Annotated in this window: 16 protein-coding genes and 1 tRNA gene; 10 read left to right on the forward strand and 7 right to left on the reverse strand. The window is 61.3% G+C overall.

Annotated elements, in window-relative coordinates:
• The first annotated feature begins 326 nt into the window (after positions 1-326).
• Together VIN30_RS01945 and VIN30_RS01950 are read left to right on the forward strand one after the other, a co-directional pair.
• The gene (locus VIN30_RS01945) at positions 327-1,475 is read left to right on the forward strand and encodes an LPXTG cell wall anchor domain-containing protein (RefSeq protein ID WP_338208848.1); all 1,149 of its coding nucleotides are present in this window, start codon (positions 327-329) and stop codon (positions 1,473-1,475) included.
• Between the two features lie 107 nt (positions 1,476-1,582).
• Entirely contained in the window at positions 1,583-2,107 is a 525-nt protein-coding gene (locus tag VIN30_RS01950; protein WP_338208850.1) for a phosphatase PAP2 family protein, read from the forward strand.
• A gap of 74 nt (positions 2,108-2,181) precedes the next feature.
• Here VIN30_RS01950 and VIN30_RS01955 read toward each other — a convergent pair whose 3' ends face one another.
• The gene (locus tag VIN30_RS01955) at positions 2,182-2,925 is read right to left on the reverse strand and encodes a nitroreductase family protein (RefSeq protein WP_338208852.1); all 744 of its coding nucleotides are present in this window, start codon (positions 2,923-2,925) and stop codon (positions 2,182-2,184) included.
• 81 nt (positions 2,926-3,006) lie between these two features.
• On the opposite strand from VIN30_RS01955, the gene VIN30_RS01960 reads away from it, so the two are divergent.
• On the forward strand, positions 3,007-3,234 hold the full coding sequence (locus VIN30_RS01960; protein ID WP_338208854.1) for an SMR family transporter: 228 nt from the start codon (positions 3,007-3,009) through the stop codon (positions 3,232-3,234).
• A gap of 277 nt (positions 3,235-3,511) precedes the next feature.
• Here VIN30_RS01960 and VIN30_RS01965 read toward each other — a convergent pair whose 3' ends face one another.
• Positions 3,512-4,660, reverse strand: a complete 1,149-nt coding sequence (locus VIN30_RS01965; RefSeq protein ID WP_338208856.1) for a PDDEXK nuclease domain-containing protein — start codon at positions 4,658-4,660, stop codon at positions 3,512-3,514.
• 354 nt (positions 4,661-5,014) lie between these two features.
• On the opposite strand from VIN30_RS01965, the gene VIN30_RS01970 reads away from it, so the two are divergent.
• On the forward strand, positions 5,015-5,167 hold the full coding sequence (locus VIN30_RS01970) for a hypothetical protein (RefSeq protein WP_338208858.1): 153 nt from the start codon (positions 5,015-5,017) through the stop codon (positions 5,165-5,167).
• Here VIN30_RS01970 and VIN30_RS01975 read toward each other — a convergent pair.
• The 4 genes from VIN30_RS01975 to VIN30_RS01990 are packed head-to-tail and all read right to left on the reverse strand — an operon-like array spanning position 5,127 to position 7,750.
• Positions 5,127-5,453 carry a hypothetical protein gene (locus VIN30_RS01975; RefSeq protein WP_338208860.1) on the reverse strand — a complete coding sequence of 109 codons (327 nt, stop codon included), beginning with the start codon at positions 5,451-5,453 and terminating at the stop codon, positions 5,127-5,129. The two genes, VIN30_RS01970 and VIN30_RS01975, sit on opposite strands and share 41 nt — an antisense overlap.
• Before the next feature lie 3 nt (positions 5,454-5,456).
• A complete protein-coding gene (locus VIN30_RS01980) occupies positions 5,457-6,221 on the reverse strand; it encodes an ABC transporter permease (protein WP_338208861.1) in 765 nt (254 codons plus the stop codon).
• Between the two features lie 9 nt (positions 6,222-6,230).
• Positions 6,231-6,956 carry an ABC transporter permease gene (locus VIN30_RS01985; RefSeq protein ID WP_338208863.1) on the reverse strand — a complete coding sequence of 242 codons (726 nt, stop codon included), beginning with the start codon at positions 6,954-6,956 and terminating at the stop codon, positions 6,231-6,233.
• The gene (locus tag VIN30_RS01990; protein WP_338208865.1) at positions 6,953-7,750 is read right to left on the reverse strand and encodes an ABC transporter ATP-binding protein; all 798 of its coding nucleotides are present in this window, start codon (positions 7,748-7,750) and stop codon (positions 6,953-6,955) included. Before VIN30_RS01990 ends, VIN30_RS01985 begins: the two co-directional genes overlap by 4 nt.
• 171 nt (positions 7,751-7,921) lie before the next feature.
• Between VIN30_RS01990 and VIN30_RS01995 the strand changes: the two genes are divergently transcribed.
• The 4 genes from VIN30_RS01995 to VIN30_RS02010 all read left to right on the forward strand — a co-directional run bounded on the left by VIN30_RS01995 (position 7,922) and on the right by VIN30_RS02010 (position 11,483).
• Positions 7,922-8,593: a response regulator transcription factor gene (locus VIN30_RS01995; RefSeq protein ID WP_338208867.1), complete on the forward strand. Its 672-nt coding sequence runs from the start codon at positions 7,922-7,924 to the stop codon at positions 8,591-8,593.
• A gap of 4 nt (positions 8,594-8,597) precedes the next feature.
• Entirely contained in the window at positions 8,598-9,977 is a 1,380-nt protein-coding gene (locus VIN30_RS02000; RefSeq protein WP_338208869.1) for a sensor histidine kinase, read from the forward strand.
• 225 nt (positions 9,978-10,202) lie between these two features.
• Positions 10,203-10,277, forward strand: a tRNA-Gly gene (locus VIN30_RS02005).
• Between the two features lie 117 nt (positions 10,278-10,394).
• Positions 10,395-11,483 (forward strand): HipA domain-containing protein, encoded by a 1,089-nt coding sequence (locus VIN30_RS02010; RefSeq protein WP_338208871.1) that lies wholly within the window; start codon positions 10,395-10,397, stop codon positions 11,481-11,483.
• A 33-nt stretch (positions 11,484-11,516) separates the two neighbouring features.
• Here the strand turns inward: VIN30_RS02010 and VIN30_RS02015 are convergent, their stop codons facing one another.
• Positions 11,517-11,861, reverse strand: coding sequence for a GIY-YIG nuclease family protein (locus VIN30_RS02015; RefSeq protein ID WP_338208872.1), 345 nt, complete (start codon positions 11,859-11,861; stop codon positions 11,517-11,519).
• Between the two features lie 206 nt (positions 11,862-12,067).
• Between VIN30_RS02015 and VIN30_RS02020 the strand changes: the two genes are divergently transcribed.
• Both VIN30_RS02020 and VIN30_RS02025 read left to right on the forward strand, forming a co-directional pair.
• Positions 12,068-13,276 (forward strand): aminotransferase-like domain-containing protein, encoded by a 1,209-nt coding sequence (locus tag VIN30_RS02020; RefSeq protein ID WP_338208874.1) that lies wholly within the window; start codon positions 12,068-12,070, stop codon positions 13,274-13,276.
• A gap of 200 nt (positions 13,277-13,476) precedes the next feature.
• Complete coding sequence (locus tag VIN30_RS02025) at positions 13,477-14,415, forward strand: GH25 family lysozyme (RefSeq protein ID WP_338208876.1); 939 nt, start codon at positions 13,477-13,479, stop codon at positions 14,413-14,415.
• Positions 14,416-14,495 lie beyond the last annotated feature (80 nt).

Here is a 14,495-nt window from a genome sequence, read left to right on the forward strand (position 1 = left end):
ACGATTGCGCCAACACGATTGGCGCTTCGGAACGGCCGCGCGGCGCCGGTGTGCCCCGTGGCGGCCTATGCGGGAAACCAGTATACAAGACCCTCTGGCAAACAAAGATGAGCAGCTTGCTTTTCGTTATTTACCTGGGTGAACGTCACGATACCTGGTGAAAGGTAACGTTAAGGTTACAAACAATTTCCCATCGGTTGACGAGACGGTAATGCTTGATATAACGCTCAACCCTTAAGTCTAGTCGTTCGATGGGCTTAACTGTTCGAACTCGCGGTGCCGGCGTTTGGGAAGTGGCGGTTCCGTTAAAGAAAGAGAGACGCTCTATGAAGAGGAACACAATGAAGCTGACCGGAGCGAAGCGCGCGCTGCTGGCTGGCATGCTGGCAACGACCCTGGCCCTGGCGCCGTTGCCGTCCTTCGCGGCCGATGAGGTTTTCACTGCCGAAGACGCGCCGGAAAGCGTTGTGGGCGGCGCAGCCCTGACGTTGCTGGAGGCCGCGGACACGGAGCTGCCGATGGTAGCGGAGGAAGCGGTGGCGGCACCCGTCGAGGAGGCCGCTGAGGATGATCGCGCCAGTGCCGATGCGGCGGAGAGCACCACACTGACGGTGCACTACTGCGAGATCGTTTCCTACGACGATCCGTCCTTCGATGATCCCTCGGGGTTGCGACTGCTCGAGACGCGCACGTTCGAGGTAAAGGTGGGAGAGGAAATCGACCCCTGGCATTACGTGCGACCCCTTGACGACTTCTTTTTCTGGGACGCGCGCTTCGACAGCAAGGTGATGGATGCCGATCCGTCGAAGAACATGGTGGAGCTCCACTACTTCCGCTCGAGGAGCTCTTCCACGGTGAACTACTATGCCGTGACCGCCGCCGAGACTGGCGAGGACGCGTGCGCCAGCAAGACGGTGGTGGCCGACGTTGACGGCGCTGCCGTCCGCTTCGACAAGATGGGCTCCTACGAAATTGAGAGCCAGCAGATAGGGGTGGAGATTCCCGCCGAGTCGCTGGCGGTGCCGCTGGACGATCTGGTGTATCTGGATGCCGATCGGGATTCGATCAAGGTGGAAGCGCTGGCCTCGAAGAACGAGATCAACCTGTTCTACACGCCGGCGGCCGCCACGCTGCCCGACAAAGCCCCGGCCGGTGACGCCCCCGAGCTGGAGGCTCCTGTGCCCGGCGGTGATGCGGGAAGCGCCGGGGATTCTTCGGACGAGAACGCGCCTGCCGACGAGGGCGATGCGGGCACCGAGGACGACAACGCCGGTGCCGCCGATGATCAGGGTGGCGAGAGCGGCCTTGCACCTGAAACGGTGATTACCGACGACGGCGCGCCCCTGGCCTCCGCCGAGGAGGCGGGAGTTCTTCCCCTGCCCCAGACGGGCGACGAGGTAGTGGGCATCGCGCTGCTGGCGTCGGCCGCGTTGGCTGCTGGCGGCGTTACGCTGGTGGCTCGCCGCCGCCAGTAGGCAACTGCTCTGCGTTTTCTTCACGGGAGCCTCCCTACGGGGAGGCTCCCGTGTTGTTGTCGGGTATGATGGCAGAACGAGTTCCCGCAGAAAGAAAGGATGGAACGGTGCGCGATGGTGCCAGCTACGCTGCCCGCTACGAGCGAAAGACGCGGGCCTTGCGAAGCCGCCCGTGGGCGGTAGCGCTGCTGCGCGGTGCCAACAAGGCGCTCACCCTGCTGTTCTATCTGGCCTATGCCGCACTTTTCGGCTGTCTGCTGTTTCAGGGGGAATCTGCGGCGCGTCTGGTTTGGTTGGTCGTGGTGCCGGGGGCGGCATTCGTCGTCGTCAGCTGGTATCGGCGGCATTTCGATGCGCCACGGCCCTATGAATGCTGCCCCATCGATCCTTTGATTTCCCGTGATGGCACAGGCCGATCGTTTCCGTCGCGTCACGCCTTCTCGGCTTTCGCCATTGCAAGCTGCTGGTTTGCTGCCTGTGCGCCGGCCGCGGCGGTTTTGCTGATAGGTGCGGCATTGCTCGCGCTATGCCGCGTGGCCGGCGGCGTGCATTTCCCGCGCGATGTGATCGTCGGCGGCGCGCTCGGCGTTGCTGCGGGCGGTTTGGCCGCAGCGCTCTTTCTGCTTCTGTAGAAGGGATGCTCCCGCAGGGCCTGTGAGGGGTGTTTGCGCGAGGGCACGGCCCCGGCAAGCGGGGGTGCGCCGTGCTATCGCTCCGCCCAGGCGAAGTCGGCGTTGCCAGCGCCTATCTCGAAATGACACTGGGCGATGCCGAGATCCATCTTCGTGAAGGCCCCGCGCTTCGTAGTCGCCCGCACCAGCGGCATGCCGGCTTCCTCGCCGACCAGCGCGAAAGAGAACTTCTGCTGGTTCAGGGCCGTGGGAGCGAGCAGTGCCGCCTGAACACCGCGCTGGAACCAGTCGGGCATGCGGTCGTAGTCGGGGCACACCTCCTCGGGCGCCTTCGATTTGTGCGGCACGCCGGAATCGGCGCCGTAACCCAGTGCCACCACGGCCGACAGCTTCTGGCCCAAGTCCACGTTGTAGGCGCGGTTCACTACTTTGTAGGTGCCTCCAACCCAGCAGCTGTTCAGCCCGAGCGCCTGCGCCAGCAGCACCAGTTTCTCGCCGTAGTAGCCCAGAATGCCGTCGAGCTCCCTGCATTCGGGCCCCACCATCGCCAGGTAGTTGCGCACGCCGGTGAAGTTCACGAGCCGGGCTTTGAACCCGGTGAAGGCCCGTGGCTCGTCCAGCACCAGCTGGATGGCCAGGTTCGTCTCCTCGTTCACTGCGGCGATGGCCGCTCGTAGTGCTTCCACCGTGCTAGGCGCCAGGGGCTTGTCGGTGTAGCTGCGCACGGCATGACGTGCTTGAATGGCCTCCATCGGCGTGAGGTGGCCGTTCCAAAAGCTGAGAAAGCGGTCGGCGGCGGTGTCGGGGGAAGACGTCATGGCAGGGCCTTTCGAACGATGATCGCTGTGCGCAGCATAGCACAAGAGCTGCTTCAGGCCTCTCCGAGCACGGGGAAGCTGATGCGGCAGCGGTACCAGGCTTTGAAGAAGCTGCCGCTCGGGGTGGCCTACGGCGTGTGGTCGGGGCTGGGCGTCACGGCCATCACCATCATCGGCGCCATCATCTGGGGCGAGCCGTTGAATGCCATCATCATCTTCGGTATCGCGCTCATCATCACCGGCGTCGTGCTTCTGGAATCGTCCCCGAAGCCCGCTTCCGATTCTGGCTCCGACGCCCAGACGGCTTAACCACCGCGGCTGCCAGAACTGCTTTTTACGAAATCTGGGAAACCTGCGCGGCGAACCTCGGCGGAATCCTAGAGCATGCCTAGATAAAACTAGGGCCAATCCCAGTGGGATCGGCCCTTACAAAACCTTGCGGTTTTTGAATCTGCAATTATGTTCGCAAACTCGAACTGCCTCGTCAACGATGAAGGCCGGAAATAAATAGAGCCAGTCCCAGCAGGACCGGCTCTTGCAAAGCCTCGAAGGCTTTAACATCTGGCACTATGCTCTCAGGAACATCCTATTCGGTCAACCCTTCGTTCGTCGCTGAATCGCCCAACAGTTTCAACTCGTTCGCTTCTATTGTCCGCCTGACTTGCTCTTCAAGCTGCTCCTTATCCGGGAGGTTCAAGGTGTATGTAGACGCGAAGATGCTGTTGTTGAGCCCGCCGAGGGCATACTCCGCTCGCACATGGTTCTTATCAGTGCAGAGTATGATGCCTATGGGCGGGTTATCGTATTCGTCATTAATCTCGGCGGCGTAGTAGTTCAGGTACTCGTTGATCTGCCCCACGGCTGATGCCATCAGCTTCGTCGTCTTGAGCTCGATCAGCACGTAAGCCCGCAGTGGCTTGTTGTAGAAGACCATGTCCACGAAGTCCTTCTCGCTGCCGACGGGAACCCGCTGGTTCGTGCCGACGAACATGAAGCCGCGTCCGAGCTCCAGCATGAACTTCTCGATTTGCTTCACGAGAGAGTCCTGCAAGTCCCTTTCGAGCGGCGCCATGCTGTCCGGCAGTCCTAGGAACTCCAGCACATACGGTGACTTTATCGCATCCGATGGCTGGCGGTACGCTATGCCCTCGTTGGCGAGCCCCAGGACATCCCGCCTGCTCGCATCGTCCTTGGCGGACAGCACCCGCTCGAAGAGCATGCTGTCCATCTGGCGCCTCAGCTCGCGCACGCTCCACCCGGCGTTGGCCGCTTCCCGTTCGTAGAAGCCGCGCTTCGCATCGTCCTTCAGGTCAAGCAGCTCGCAGTAATGGGAGAAGGTCAATTTGCCAGACAGCGTCTGGCAAATTGGGTGTTTGAGGTACAGAAGCCGCATGTACTGCAAGTTCGACCTTGAGAAGCCGCGCCCCAGCCTTTCCGTCAGTCTCTTGGAGAGGCGCACCAGCGTCTTGTCTCCGTATTGCGCCCTGTCACGTCCGTTCTGCTCGTACTCGACGATAAGGCGGCCGTTGTTCCAGTACGCCAGCAATTGGTCTATGCACACGTGACGCGCTGCCGCATTGCGCCCCCGCTCCATCGTGCTCTCGATCGCGTCGATCAGACCGTCGAATGTCTGCGCTTCATTCGCGAGGGCCGCTCCGGATCCGTCGGTGACGATTTGCCAGTCGGCGTCTGGCAAATTCGCCTTCGCCAAGCTGCTCTCCTCATCCTGCACCATGCTCTACCTCCGTTCGTGTTCCGCCCATTCTAGGCGAGCTGTCATCGCCCAGAAGCCATGCGTTCCCGAAAGCGGAACATCGACGCAACGGGGCAGCCCCCGTCGTTCCCCGACCTCCGCAGGCAGCGCGCCGCGCCCCCGGCGGCCTTGATGCCAGGATGCTCGGCCGGGAACCGGGAGGCGCGCAAGGGCTGCGAAAACTTTTCCGCAGGGGTCTCTCTCAAGTTCTCCGGAAAACTCAAGCCCTTGCGGGTTTCGCTTCCTCCCTTGACGCGCCTCCCGAACTCCGTCCAATGCATGGGCCACAAGGCCTACCCAGAGGGGGCGAGCCGAACCGACAAGGGGGTCGAAATCATGGAGACGACGAGAAGCCTGCTCTCCCAGTGCGTCGAGAGCAGCTACCAGAACCGCAAGAAGCTGGGAGACGTTTCCGGCCTCGCCCGCAGCATCGAGGTGAACGGCCAGATTAGACAAAAAACGGACGACCAGACTGAAGCGCCGACATGAAGGCGAGCGCCAGAAGCCCGATTATGAGCATCAGCCAGAACGCATCCAGAATCACAGAAACAGAGGCTAGCGTCTTTGCGCCCGTTCCGCAGTTATCTGTGCCGAGCTTGACGACAAGCGCGCAAGCAAAACTGACGATTATGAAGGCGAAGTTGGCTATCATCCAGCCGAATCGCACCTCGTCCGTCAAACTAAACCCGAGCATCCCTGGAATAAGCGCGGCGAGCGGGAGGAGTCCCAAAATCAGCGCCGCGGTGGCAAGAGGGGAAGCCGATCTTGTGTCCATGTTCTACCTCATTTCCTTTTTACCGAACCGGGCGATTGACAGCCAGATAAGGCCTGCGAACACGAGAGCCGCGCAAGGCGCGAAGGGAGCCAGCTGGAAGGCCGCCGATGTGGCCCCTGACGTGAAGTCGTGCAGCGAGCACGAGACGAAGTAGCCGCTGTAGCAATAGGGATAGGCGGTCCATGCCGGTGTGTTCGCCATGAGAACTCCGGGGATGACCAAGAGCAAGTTGAGCCCTATCGTCAGCAAGGGCTTCTCGAAGCACACGGTGATAGCCCACATGGCCGCCGTCGCGGGCAGCATCGTAAGGAACAGGCCCGCGCAGCACCGCAGCAAATAATCGACGGGGACCGCCTCCTCGATGCCCATGAACGCCGTCGCCGTCATTCCGGCGATGAGAAACACAACGAAGAACACGACGATCTCCATGAACAAGAAGAACGCCACCACCACGAACTTCGCCAACGACAGGCGTTGCCTCGGCACGGGCAGCGCGAGCATCTTGAGTAAGCCGTTATGCGATGTCTCGCGCGCTGCGATCATCACGCAGACAACGATCATGCTCAGCGGCAACAGGTAGTAAGCGTACACGAGCGCGCTTTGGATGAACATCGCCGGCCAGGCGTTCGTGTACTCCGGCGTGAAGTACCGGCTCAGGTTCGCCACGCCCGAGACGACAACGAGAACGGGCGCGATGAAGATGAGCGGCACGATCTTCGAGCGCCTCACCTTCGCGAACTCTATTTTCAAAAGATTGAGGAAATTCATACGAACCACCTATTCGTATCGAACAGCCCTGGAAAGCCAAAGCCCAGCGACTGAGAAAACCATCGTCTCTATGAGAGAAACCGCAAGCACGGTGGCGTCGGGCTGAGCGCTCATGGCGATGGCCGGCTTCAACATGAGGATGAAGGGATGGGCAAGGAGGAACACCGAGTCCGCATTCGCCAGCGCCATGGCGCTTAGGAATCCCGCCACGCCTATGCCGAGCGAAACCCAGATGTTCTCGGTGCGCGAGGACACAAGCAGCATGAACGAGAGCACGGGCAGCGAGCTCGCGAACGAGTAGCCTGCGAACGCTGCCACTTGCATCAGATCGAAAGCGCCCTCTGGCAGATTAGCGGCTCCTATGGCGGCCAGAGCGCTGTTCTGAATGAGGATCGCGAGCAGGAGGCAGAACGCCAGAATCCCGAGTTTGCTCGCGTACATTTTCGCCATGCTCATGGGCAGGACGAGCATCTTCTTGATAGCTCCTCCCCTGAACTCCATGCCAAAGGCCATGCAAGTCGCAACAATGATGCCGAACATGTTGAGAACAACAATCATTCCGTAGAGCTGGGTGAGCAGTATGTCCATGGGATCGAGGGGCATGCTCAAAAGAGATTTCCCGCGAACGAGGAAGTTTGCAAGAGCATAGACCGCTCCGACCGCCCCGACTGCGAGCAAAACAGGAACGACGCCCGTACGCTTCTCCTTGTGGAGTTCTATTGATAAGGCGCTCATAGCAGGGCCCTCTGCTTTCTGGCGTCGTTATCGCGCTCGACCATGGCCAGGAAGAGCTCTTCGAGGTTGTCCGCGCCGAAACCCGACGAGAGCGCGCTCTGGCGCAGGGAGTCGAGACTGCCCTCGTAGAGCATCCTTCCATGATTGAGGATTCCGATGTCGTCGGCAATCAGCTCGATTTCCGAGAGCATGTGGGACGATATGAGGATGGTGCAGTCGTAGAGGGCAGGGAGAGACTTTATGAGGTTTCGTATCTCGTGGATGCCGGCGGGGTCGAGCCCGTTGGTCGGCTCGTCGAGGATGAGGATGGGAGGACGGCCGAGAAGTGCGCCTGCGAGCCCGAGCCTCTGCTTCATCCCGAGCGAGTATTTCTTCGCGAGCCTGCCGCCGAACTCCGTCAGGCCTACCAGCTCCAGCGCCTCATCCACCGAGCTTTTCGGTAGTCCCAGAATTTGCCGTATGATGTCCAAATTCTCACGGCCCGTGAGGTTCGCATAGTAGGACGGCGACTCGATGAACGATCCCGTCTCCTTGAGGATGGACTCCCGGTCTTCCGGGAAGTGCATGCCGTCGACCTCGAAGGTACCCGATGTCGGCTTCGTGAGCCCCAAGAGCATCTTCATGGTCGTCGATTTGCCGGCCCCGTTCGGCCCGAGGAAGCCGTAGATGCTTCCGCGCCTCACGTGCATCGATACGGCATTCACCGCAACGAAGTCCTTGTAGCGCTTGGTGATGTCGCGCGTCTCAATTGCGAGATCGGCCCGTCGCCTGCGCCCCGTGCGTGCATGTTCCATGATGTCTCCTTTCGACGCCTCAACGATAGAAGCCTCGCCTGACACCACGCGACCGCCTCCCTTACTTTTGCCTTACTTTCTCTGGGTGGAAAGACTGCTCCCGCTATCCTGTTCAGTGGAGCAATGCGAGATGGGAGTGTCGTGGACAATTCGTTCATCCATAGGAAAAGAGTGCTGATCGTCGATGACGAGCCCGAGCTTCTAGAGCTCGTCTCGGGCATCTTGATGGATGCCGGGTTCACCGAGGTGTTCACAGCAGGCAATGCGGCGGAGGCAGTCGCCCGATTCCGAGAGACGGCGCCGGAGCTGATCATCTTGGATGTTATGCTCCCCGACGGCGACGGATTCTCCCTCATGCGCCAGATGCGAAGCTCCTCGGAGGCGCCCGTGGTTTTTCTCACTGCGAAAGACGAGCCGATCGACAGGATATCGGGGCTGGGACTGGGTGCTGACGACTACATCGTAAAGCCGTTCCTGCCACAGGAGCTGCTCTTGCGGCTTTATGCGGTGGCGCGAAGAACCTACCGGAGCGAGTCGGATCAGATAGTGCTCGACGGCTGCACCGTCGATTTCTCCAAAGGCGAGGTTCGCCGCGACGGCGAGACCATCGCGCTCACGGCGAAGGAATTCGCCCTGCTCGAAGTCCTTGCAAGGAACCGCGGCAAGATAGTCACGGTAGACGCCATCTGCGAGGCGGTGTGGGGAGGGGACCCTTTCGGCTACGAAGGGCCGCTCAACGCGCACGTCCGGCGCGTCCGGGAGAAGATCGAGCGGGATCCGTCGCATCCGACGTCGCTTGTCACCATGAAGGGCCTCGGCTTCAAGCTGCGCGTAATCGAGTGATGCCATGAGATCGCTCCGCTCCTTCATCGCCAAGAACCTGGCCGCCTTCACCGCCTTCATTGTCTGCCTGTTCGCAGTCAATGCCATTCTGTTCGCCCTCGTGTTCTCCGACACCGTGTCGAACGGCTTCGGCGACTCCTCCCCGTCCTCGATGCTCGATAAAGCTGAAGCCGCATCCGATTCGTCGGGGATGCTCCCTGTGATGCAAGAGCGCCTGAGCGACCAGGAAATCTGGGCGATATACATCGCGGAAGGCGGGGATGTCGCGTGGAGCGTCGGTGCGCCCGCCAACGTGCCGGATCATTACTCCCTCCAAGATGTGGCCACCTTCTCCAAAGGCTATATCGCTGACTATCCGGTCTTTACGAGAAGCATGGGCGAGGGGCTGCTCGTTTTAGGCTATCCTCCCGACAGTTACGCCAAGATCGTCGGCAACTATTACCCCCTGCAGGCCGTGAGGATGCTGCCGGGATTCATCGCCGCGCTGGTTGCGCTCGACCTCCTCTGCCTGTTCGCGGCCTTCTGGTATTCCAAGAGGCGCATTGCCTCGAAGGTGCAACCGATTGCCGATGCCGTCGAGTCGCTGGGAAGGGGAAGCGCCGTCTCGCTTGACGCGAGCGGCGAGTTGGCCGACCTGGCAGAAAGCGCAAACCGCGCATCCGACCTCCTTCGCAGGCAAGAGGAAGCGAGGGCGAACTGGATCGCCGGAGTGTCCCACGACATACGCACGCCCCTCTCCCTCATAACGGTCTATGCCGATCAGATCGCCACGGATGATCGTGCCGACGAAGGGGTCGTTAAGAAGGCCGCTCGGATAGGAGCCCAAAGCTTGAGGATCGGCAACCTTGTGAACGACCTCAACCTGGTCTCACAGCTGGATTGCCAGAACCAGCCCATCCGCACGGAGAGCATCAGGCTCTCGCGCATCGTTCGCTCCTCGGTCGCCGAGGCGATGAACGCGATGAAAGACGATGCCCACACCATCGATATGGAAGTGGAAGTTGAAGCGGAAGACGCCGTGATTGAGGGCGACGAAAGACTGCTGTGCCGGGCCTTTGCCAACATTTTGAACAACAGCATCGTCCACAACCCCGATGGATGCACGATTCGTGTCGCCGAGCGAAGATGCGGAGATTGGGTTCGTATCTCGTTCGAGGATGACGGAGTAGGCGCATCTGAAAACAAGATAAGGGAACTCAATGATGGACAGCATTATCCGAACAGGATGGATGGCAATGAGCTCGATCCTCGCCATGGGCTCGGGCTGCTGATAGTCTCCCGCGCCATGGAGGCTCACGGCGCGTCGATGGAGATCGCTTCGTCGAAGACCGGGGGTTTCGAAGTCCTCCTCACCTTTCCCTGCGGCACACCTTCGCTACGTTGAACCTCGCTAACGGCGAGAACATCAAGACCGCGGCGGTGCTGATGGCGCGCGAGCCCCGCCTACACGCTCGATCTCTACGCGGCCTGGGTGCCGAACACCGGCATAGGCATCGGAGCCCGGTACATGAACTTCCTCCGGGCTGCCGCTGAGCCACGGACGATGCGGCTGCGGAATGTGTGTTTCTTCCCGAGAGCGAAAAGGTGCGCTATAATTCTCTTCACGCATGCGGGCGTCGCCAAGTGGTAAGGCCCAAGCTTCCCAAGCTTGTATTCGCGGGTTCGAGTCCCGTCGCCCGCTCCATGAATCTTCGCGACCCTGCCCTCCGGCAGGGTCGTTTTTGTTGGAGCTGGTGTTTCTGGTTGCGGAAGAGATGCCGCCAGGTCGCGTGCGGAAAAGCCCGAGCGAAACGAGCCCGCCATGGAAGCCGCCTTTCGATACCTCAAGTGGAACGACATCGTCGTCGGACTTGTTGCGCACGACCTCTCGGTGCAGTTTGTCGAGCCGCGCTTCAACACCACGGTCGGCCTTTACACCCGCGGCCAAACAAGCTGGTCTCCCGAGCAGTTCCTTCAGTTCCTCTCTGAACGCATCATGAGTCCAAGCCGCCGCGACATCGAACGACTATTGTTCCGCTGCGGACTTTCGGAATACGACACGTTCAAAATTGCCGACGCGACTCACGCCATCAACCCGCGCGACGAGCTTTGGATGGCCCACAACACCGAGGACCGCATGGCCGATACGGCTACCGACGTCTTCGACGCTATCTTCCTCCAGCGCATTGATGCGGTGGGCGACAGCGTTGATACACCCGAGGGCGCCAACGTGAAGCGCTATGGGGCAAGCCGTGGCGCATACGGTATCGTGAAGCAGCGCATCAGCCCCCTTTCCACCGATGTTGAGTCGGAAGTGGCTGCCGCGCTTCTGGCCGAGGCGCTGGGCGTACCCTGCTGTCGTGCGTGGCGCTTCAGCGATAACGCGGCGTTCAGCGCCTTCGAGTACGATTTCACATGCGAGTACTTGGTTCATATGCGTCGGCTGTTCGACGGCCCGCGCGGAGAAAACGAGCTGGAGAACTTGCTGGCTGTGCGCCCCCAGTATGCCGACGATTTCTACCGCATGATCGCCTTCGATTTCATCATGCGCCAAGATGACCGGCATCTTTCGAATATCGCCGTGCTTGTAACCGAGCAAGGCGAGTCGTTCTACCCGCTCTACGATAACGGCCGCAGCCTGTTCTACGAGGACACTGAGGAATTCGCGCGGAAGGCCGCCACCGACCCGCGCGCCTTCGCCACAACGTTTGGCTATGCGGGCACCTATTGGGACCACGCCTGCGACATCGCCGCCAAGGGCGTGCGCTTCGGCGACCTTATGAACCTCAATCTGGACGAGGCCGCCGTTCGTTCCCTCCTCGTTGAGGCCGGGTTCACCGACTACCGCTTGGAAGCTGCTACCGAGTGGGTGGCAAATGCGTTGGCGTTGCTGCAAGGGCTGGACAGCTGATCGGTCGAAGCGGCAGCGTGCTGCGGGAGGACGCTACTTCCAGAGGCGCTGGGCGGTAGGGTCGTCCAGCAGGCAGAGCTCCAGCAGCATTTCCAAGTCTTCGGTGTGGTCAGCGGCTGGGTCGTCGTACTTCAGCGCTTTCGCGGTGCCGGTCTCGAAAGCCTCCTCGCCGTGCTGTTTCCACAGCTCTTGCAGGCGTTTGTTGGGGCACAGCCCGTCGGCTAGCTGGAAGCGCAGGCGGTTGAACTTTGCAGGAATGTCGGTTGCGGTCATGAGGAAGGTCTCGTCCGTCACCGTGCAGCGGAAGTACAGCACGCCCATCTCGGGCCGTCGCTCGCGGTAGGCTTCCTTCATCTGCTTGCGGCTGTCGGTGGTCATGGCGGGTTCTCCTTTCTGGTCGGCTCCTAGCTTACACGACCGTGTTCGCCCTGGTGGGCCACAACTAATTTTCACAATCGCAGCCAACTGTCCAGATTCATGCCCCATCCCGCCCCTATCTTCGGTGCGTTTGCAAAAAACTGGTACCAAGGAGTTTGCGTTAGTGGAACAATGGTTCCGAGAGTTCCCAGCGAGCGGAGGCAACCATGACCACGACCGACACCACCGAGTACCCCATCAGCGAGCTTTTGTCCGACGGCATCACCAATACGCCGCCGTCGTTCGTGCGCGCCATTCTGAAGGCGGCCTCCGATCCCGATGTCACCTCCTTCGCCGGCGGCCTGCCGAATCCCATCTCGTTCCCCCAGGAGAAGCTGCTGGAATCCATGCAGCGCGTGGTGGCCGAGCGCGGCCCCGAGGCCTTCCAGTACTCCGCCACGGCGGGCATCCCCGAGCTGCGCGGCTGGATCGCCGAGCGCTACAACCACCGCTTCGGCACCGACTATACCGCCGACGACGTGCTCATCACCACCGGCTCGCAGCAGGTGCTCGACCTTCTGGGCAAGGTGCTGCTCGACAAGGGCGACGGCGTTATCGTGGAGAAGCCCACGTACCTGGCCGCCATCCAGGCCTTCGCGTTGAACCAACCGGTCTTCCGCGAGGTGGAGCTGACTGACGAGGGCCTGAACATCGACGAGCTGAATGAGGCGCTGGATGCCGGCGCGAAGATGATCTACCTCATCCCCAACTTCCAGAACCCCACGGGCCTCACTTATACCGCGGCCAACCGTGAGCGTGTGCGCGAGGCGCTGACCGGCCGCAACATCGTGGTGGTGGAGGACGACCCCTATGGCGAGCTGCGCTTCGAGGGCGAGTCGCTGCCCTACATCGGCGGCACGGCGCTGCCCCATGGCGTGGTGATGGGCTCTTTCTCGAAGACGGTCACGCCGGGCTTCCGCATGGGATACCTGCTCACGAAGGACCACGAGCTTCTGCGCAACCTGAACACCGCCAAGGAGGCCGCCGACCTGCATACCAACGTGTTCTCGCAGTTCGTGGTGTACGACTACCTCACCCACAACGACCTGGACGAGCATCTGGTGAAGATCCGCGACCTGTACCGCTCGCAGGCCCAGGCCATGACCGACGCCATGGCCGAGTTCTTCCCGGCCGAGGTGTCGTTCACCAAGCCTGAGGGCGGTATGTTCCTGTGGGCGACGCTGCCCGAGGGCGTGAACACCATGGACCTGTTCCCGAAGGCGCTGGAGCGCAATGTGGCCTTCGTGCCCGGTGAGCCCTTCTACGCCCAGCCCGGCGCGTATTCCACCATGCGCCTGAACTTCACCAACGCCGACGCCGAGACCATCCGCGACGGCATCCAGCGCTTGGGTGAGGTTATCGCCGCCGCGCTGTAGAACGGACGCCACGTCTTGTAGTTTGCATTTCAGCGGGCCGCTTCGTGCGGCCCGTTTCTGTTTCGGGGCCGCTCCCACGGCCATGGCGTTGCTCCATCGGCCCGCTGCTTACGACATTTGCAGCACACCTATCGATTGACAAGGGGTATCAGCCCGTTACGGTGTAAAATGGGCCCGTCGCAAAAGAGAAAGCAGGAACCATGCGCACTCTCGGAGAAGCCGCTTCTCGTGTTTCTCGTGAAACGGGCCCTTTTGAAGAACACTCGCTCCTCGCCCCGGCCGCTTCGGCCGCGCGGCCATCAGAAGCCCCCTCTCTCACTCGTCGAGCCTTTATCGCCGCCGCGGCCTGCGTAGCTGCCGGCGCGCTTGCGGGTTGCGGCGGCCCTGCCGAGGACGCTGCGACTCCCGTTGCGCAAGACGACCCGTGTCCCTACAACTGGAACGACCTCATTTGGGACGGCGGCCGTCCCGTGTACCGCGTGAACGACCAGATTCTTTCCAAGTGGGGCGTGGATGTATCCGAGCACCAGCTGGAAGTGGAGTGGGGCCCGGTGGCCGAGGCCGGTGCCACGTTCGCCTTCGTGCGCATTGGCAACCGCGGCGCTACCAAGGGTACGCTGGATGTTGACGACTACTTCATGCAGAACGTCACGGGCGCGCATAAGGTGGGCATTCCCGTGCATGCGTACTTTTTCTCGCAGTCCGTCACCGAGGAGGAGGCGCGCGAGGAGGCGGCGTTCGCCCTGGCCCAGGTGCACAAAGCCGAAGCTGAGGGCGTGTCGTTCGGCATCATCGCCTACGATCACGAGGAAGTGGAGCTGGATGGCGCCCGCGCCAACAATCTCGACTCCGACCAGTTCGCTGCAAACGCCCGCGCATTCTGCGAGGTTGTTCAGCAGAGTGGCTACGAGGCCATGATCTACGGCAACCAGCGCGACTTGCTGCGCCTCACTCCGGCCGAGCGCAAGGACTATCCTCTGTGGTTGGCCGAGTACGGCATCGACGAGCCCACTGCTGGGTTCAACTTCGCTATTTGGCAGTACACCAACCAGGGCACCGTGCCCGGCATTCCCACCAACGCCGATCTCAACATCTGGTTCGAAGCCACTCAGCCCGAGCAGGACGTCTCGGCCAGCTAGCGTCGCGACTCCTAGGCCCGGCGGACCTGATTTCGGGTACCAAACTTCAGGTTTCTGCCGGTGCGTGTCGGGGGAGTCGG

It is taken from the genome of Adlercreutzia wanghongyangiae (assembly GCF_035989245.1).
In the GTDB taxonomy this organism is placed as follows: domain Bacteria; phylum Actinomycetota; class Coriobacteriia; order Coriobacteriales; family Eggerthellaceae; genus Adlercreutzia; species Adlercreutzia wanghongyangiae.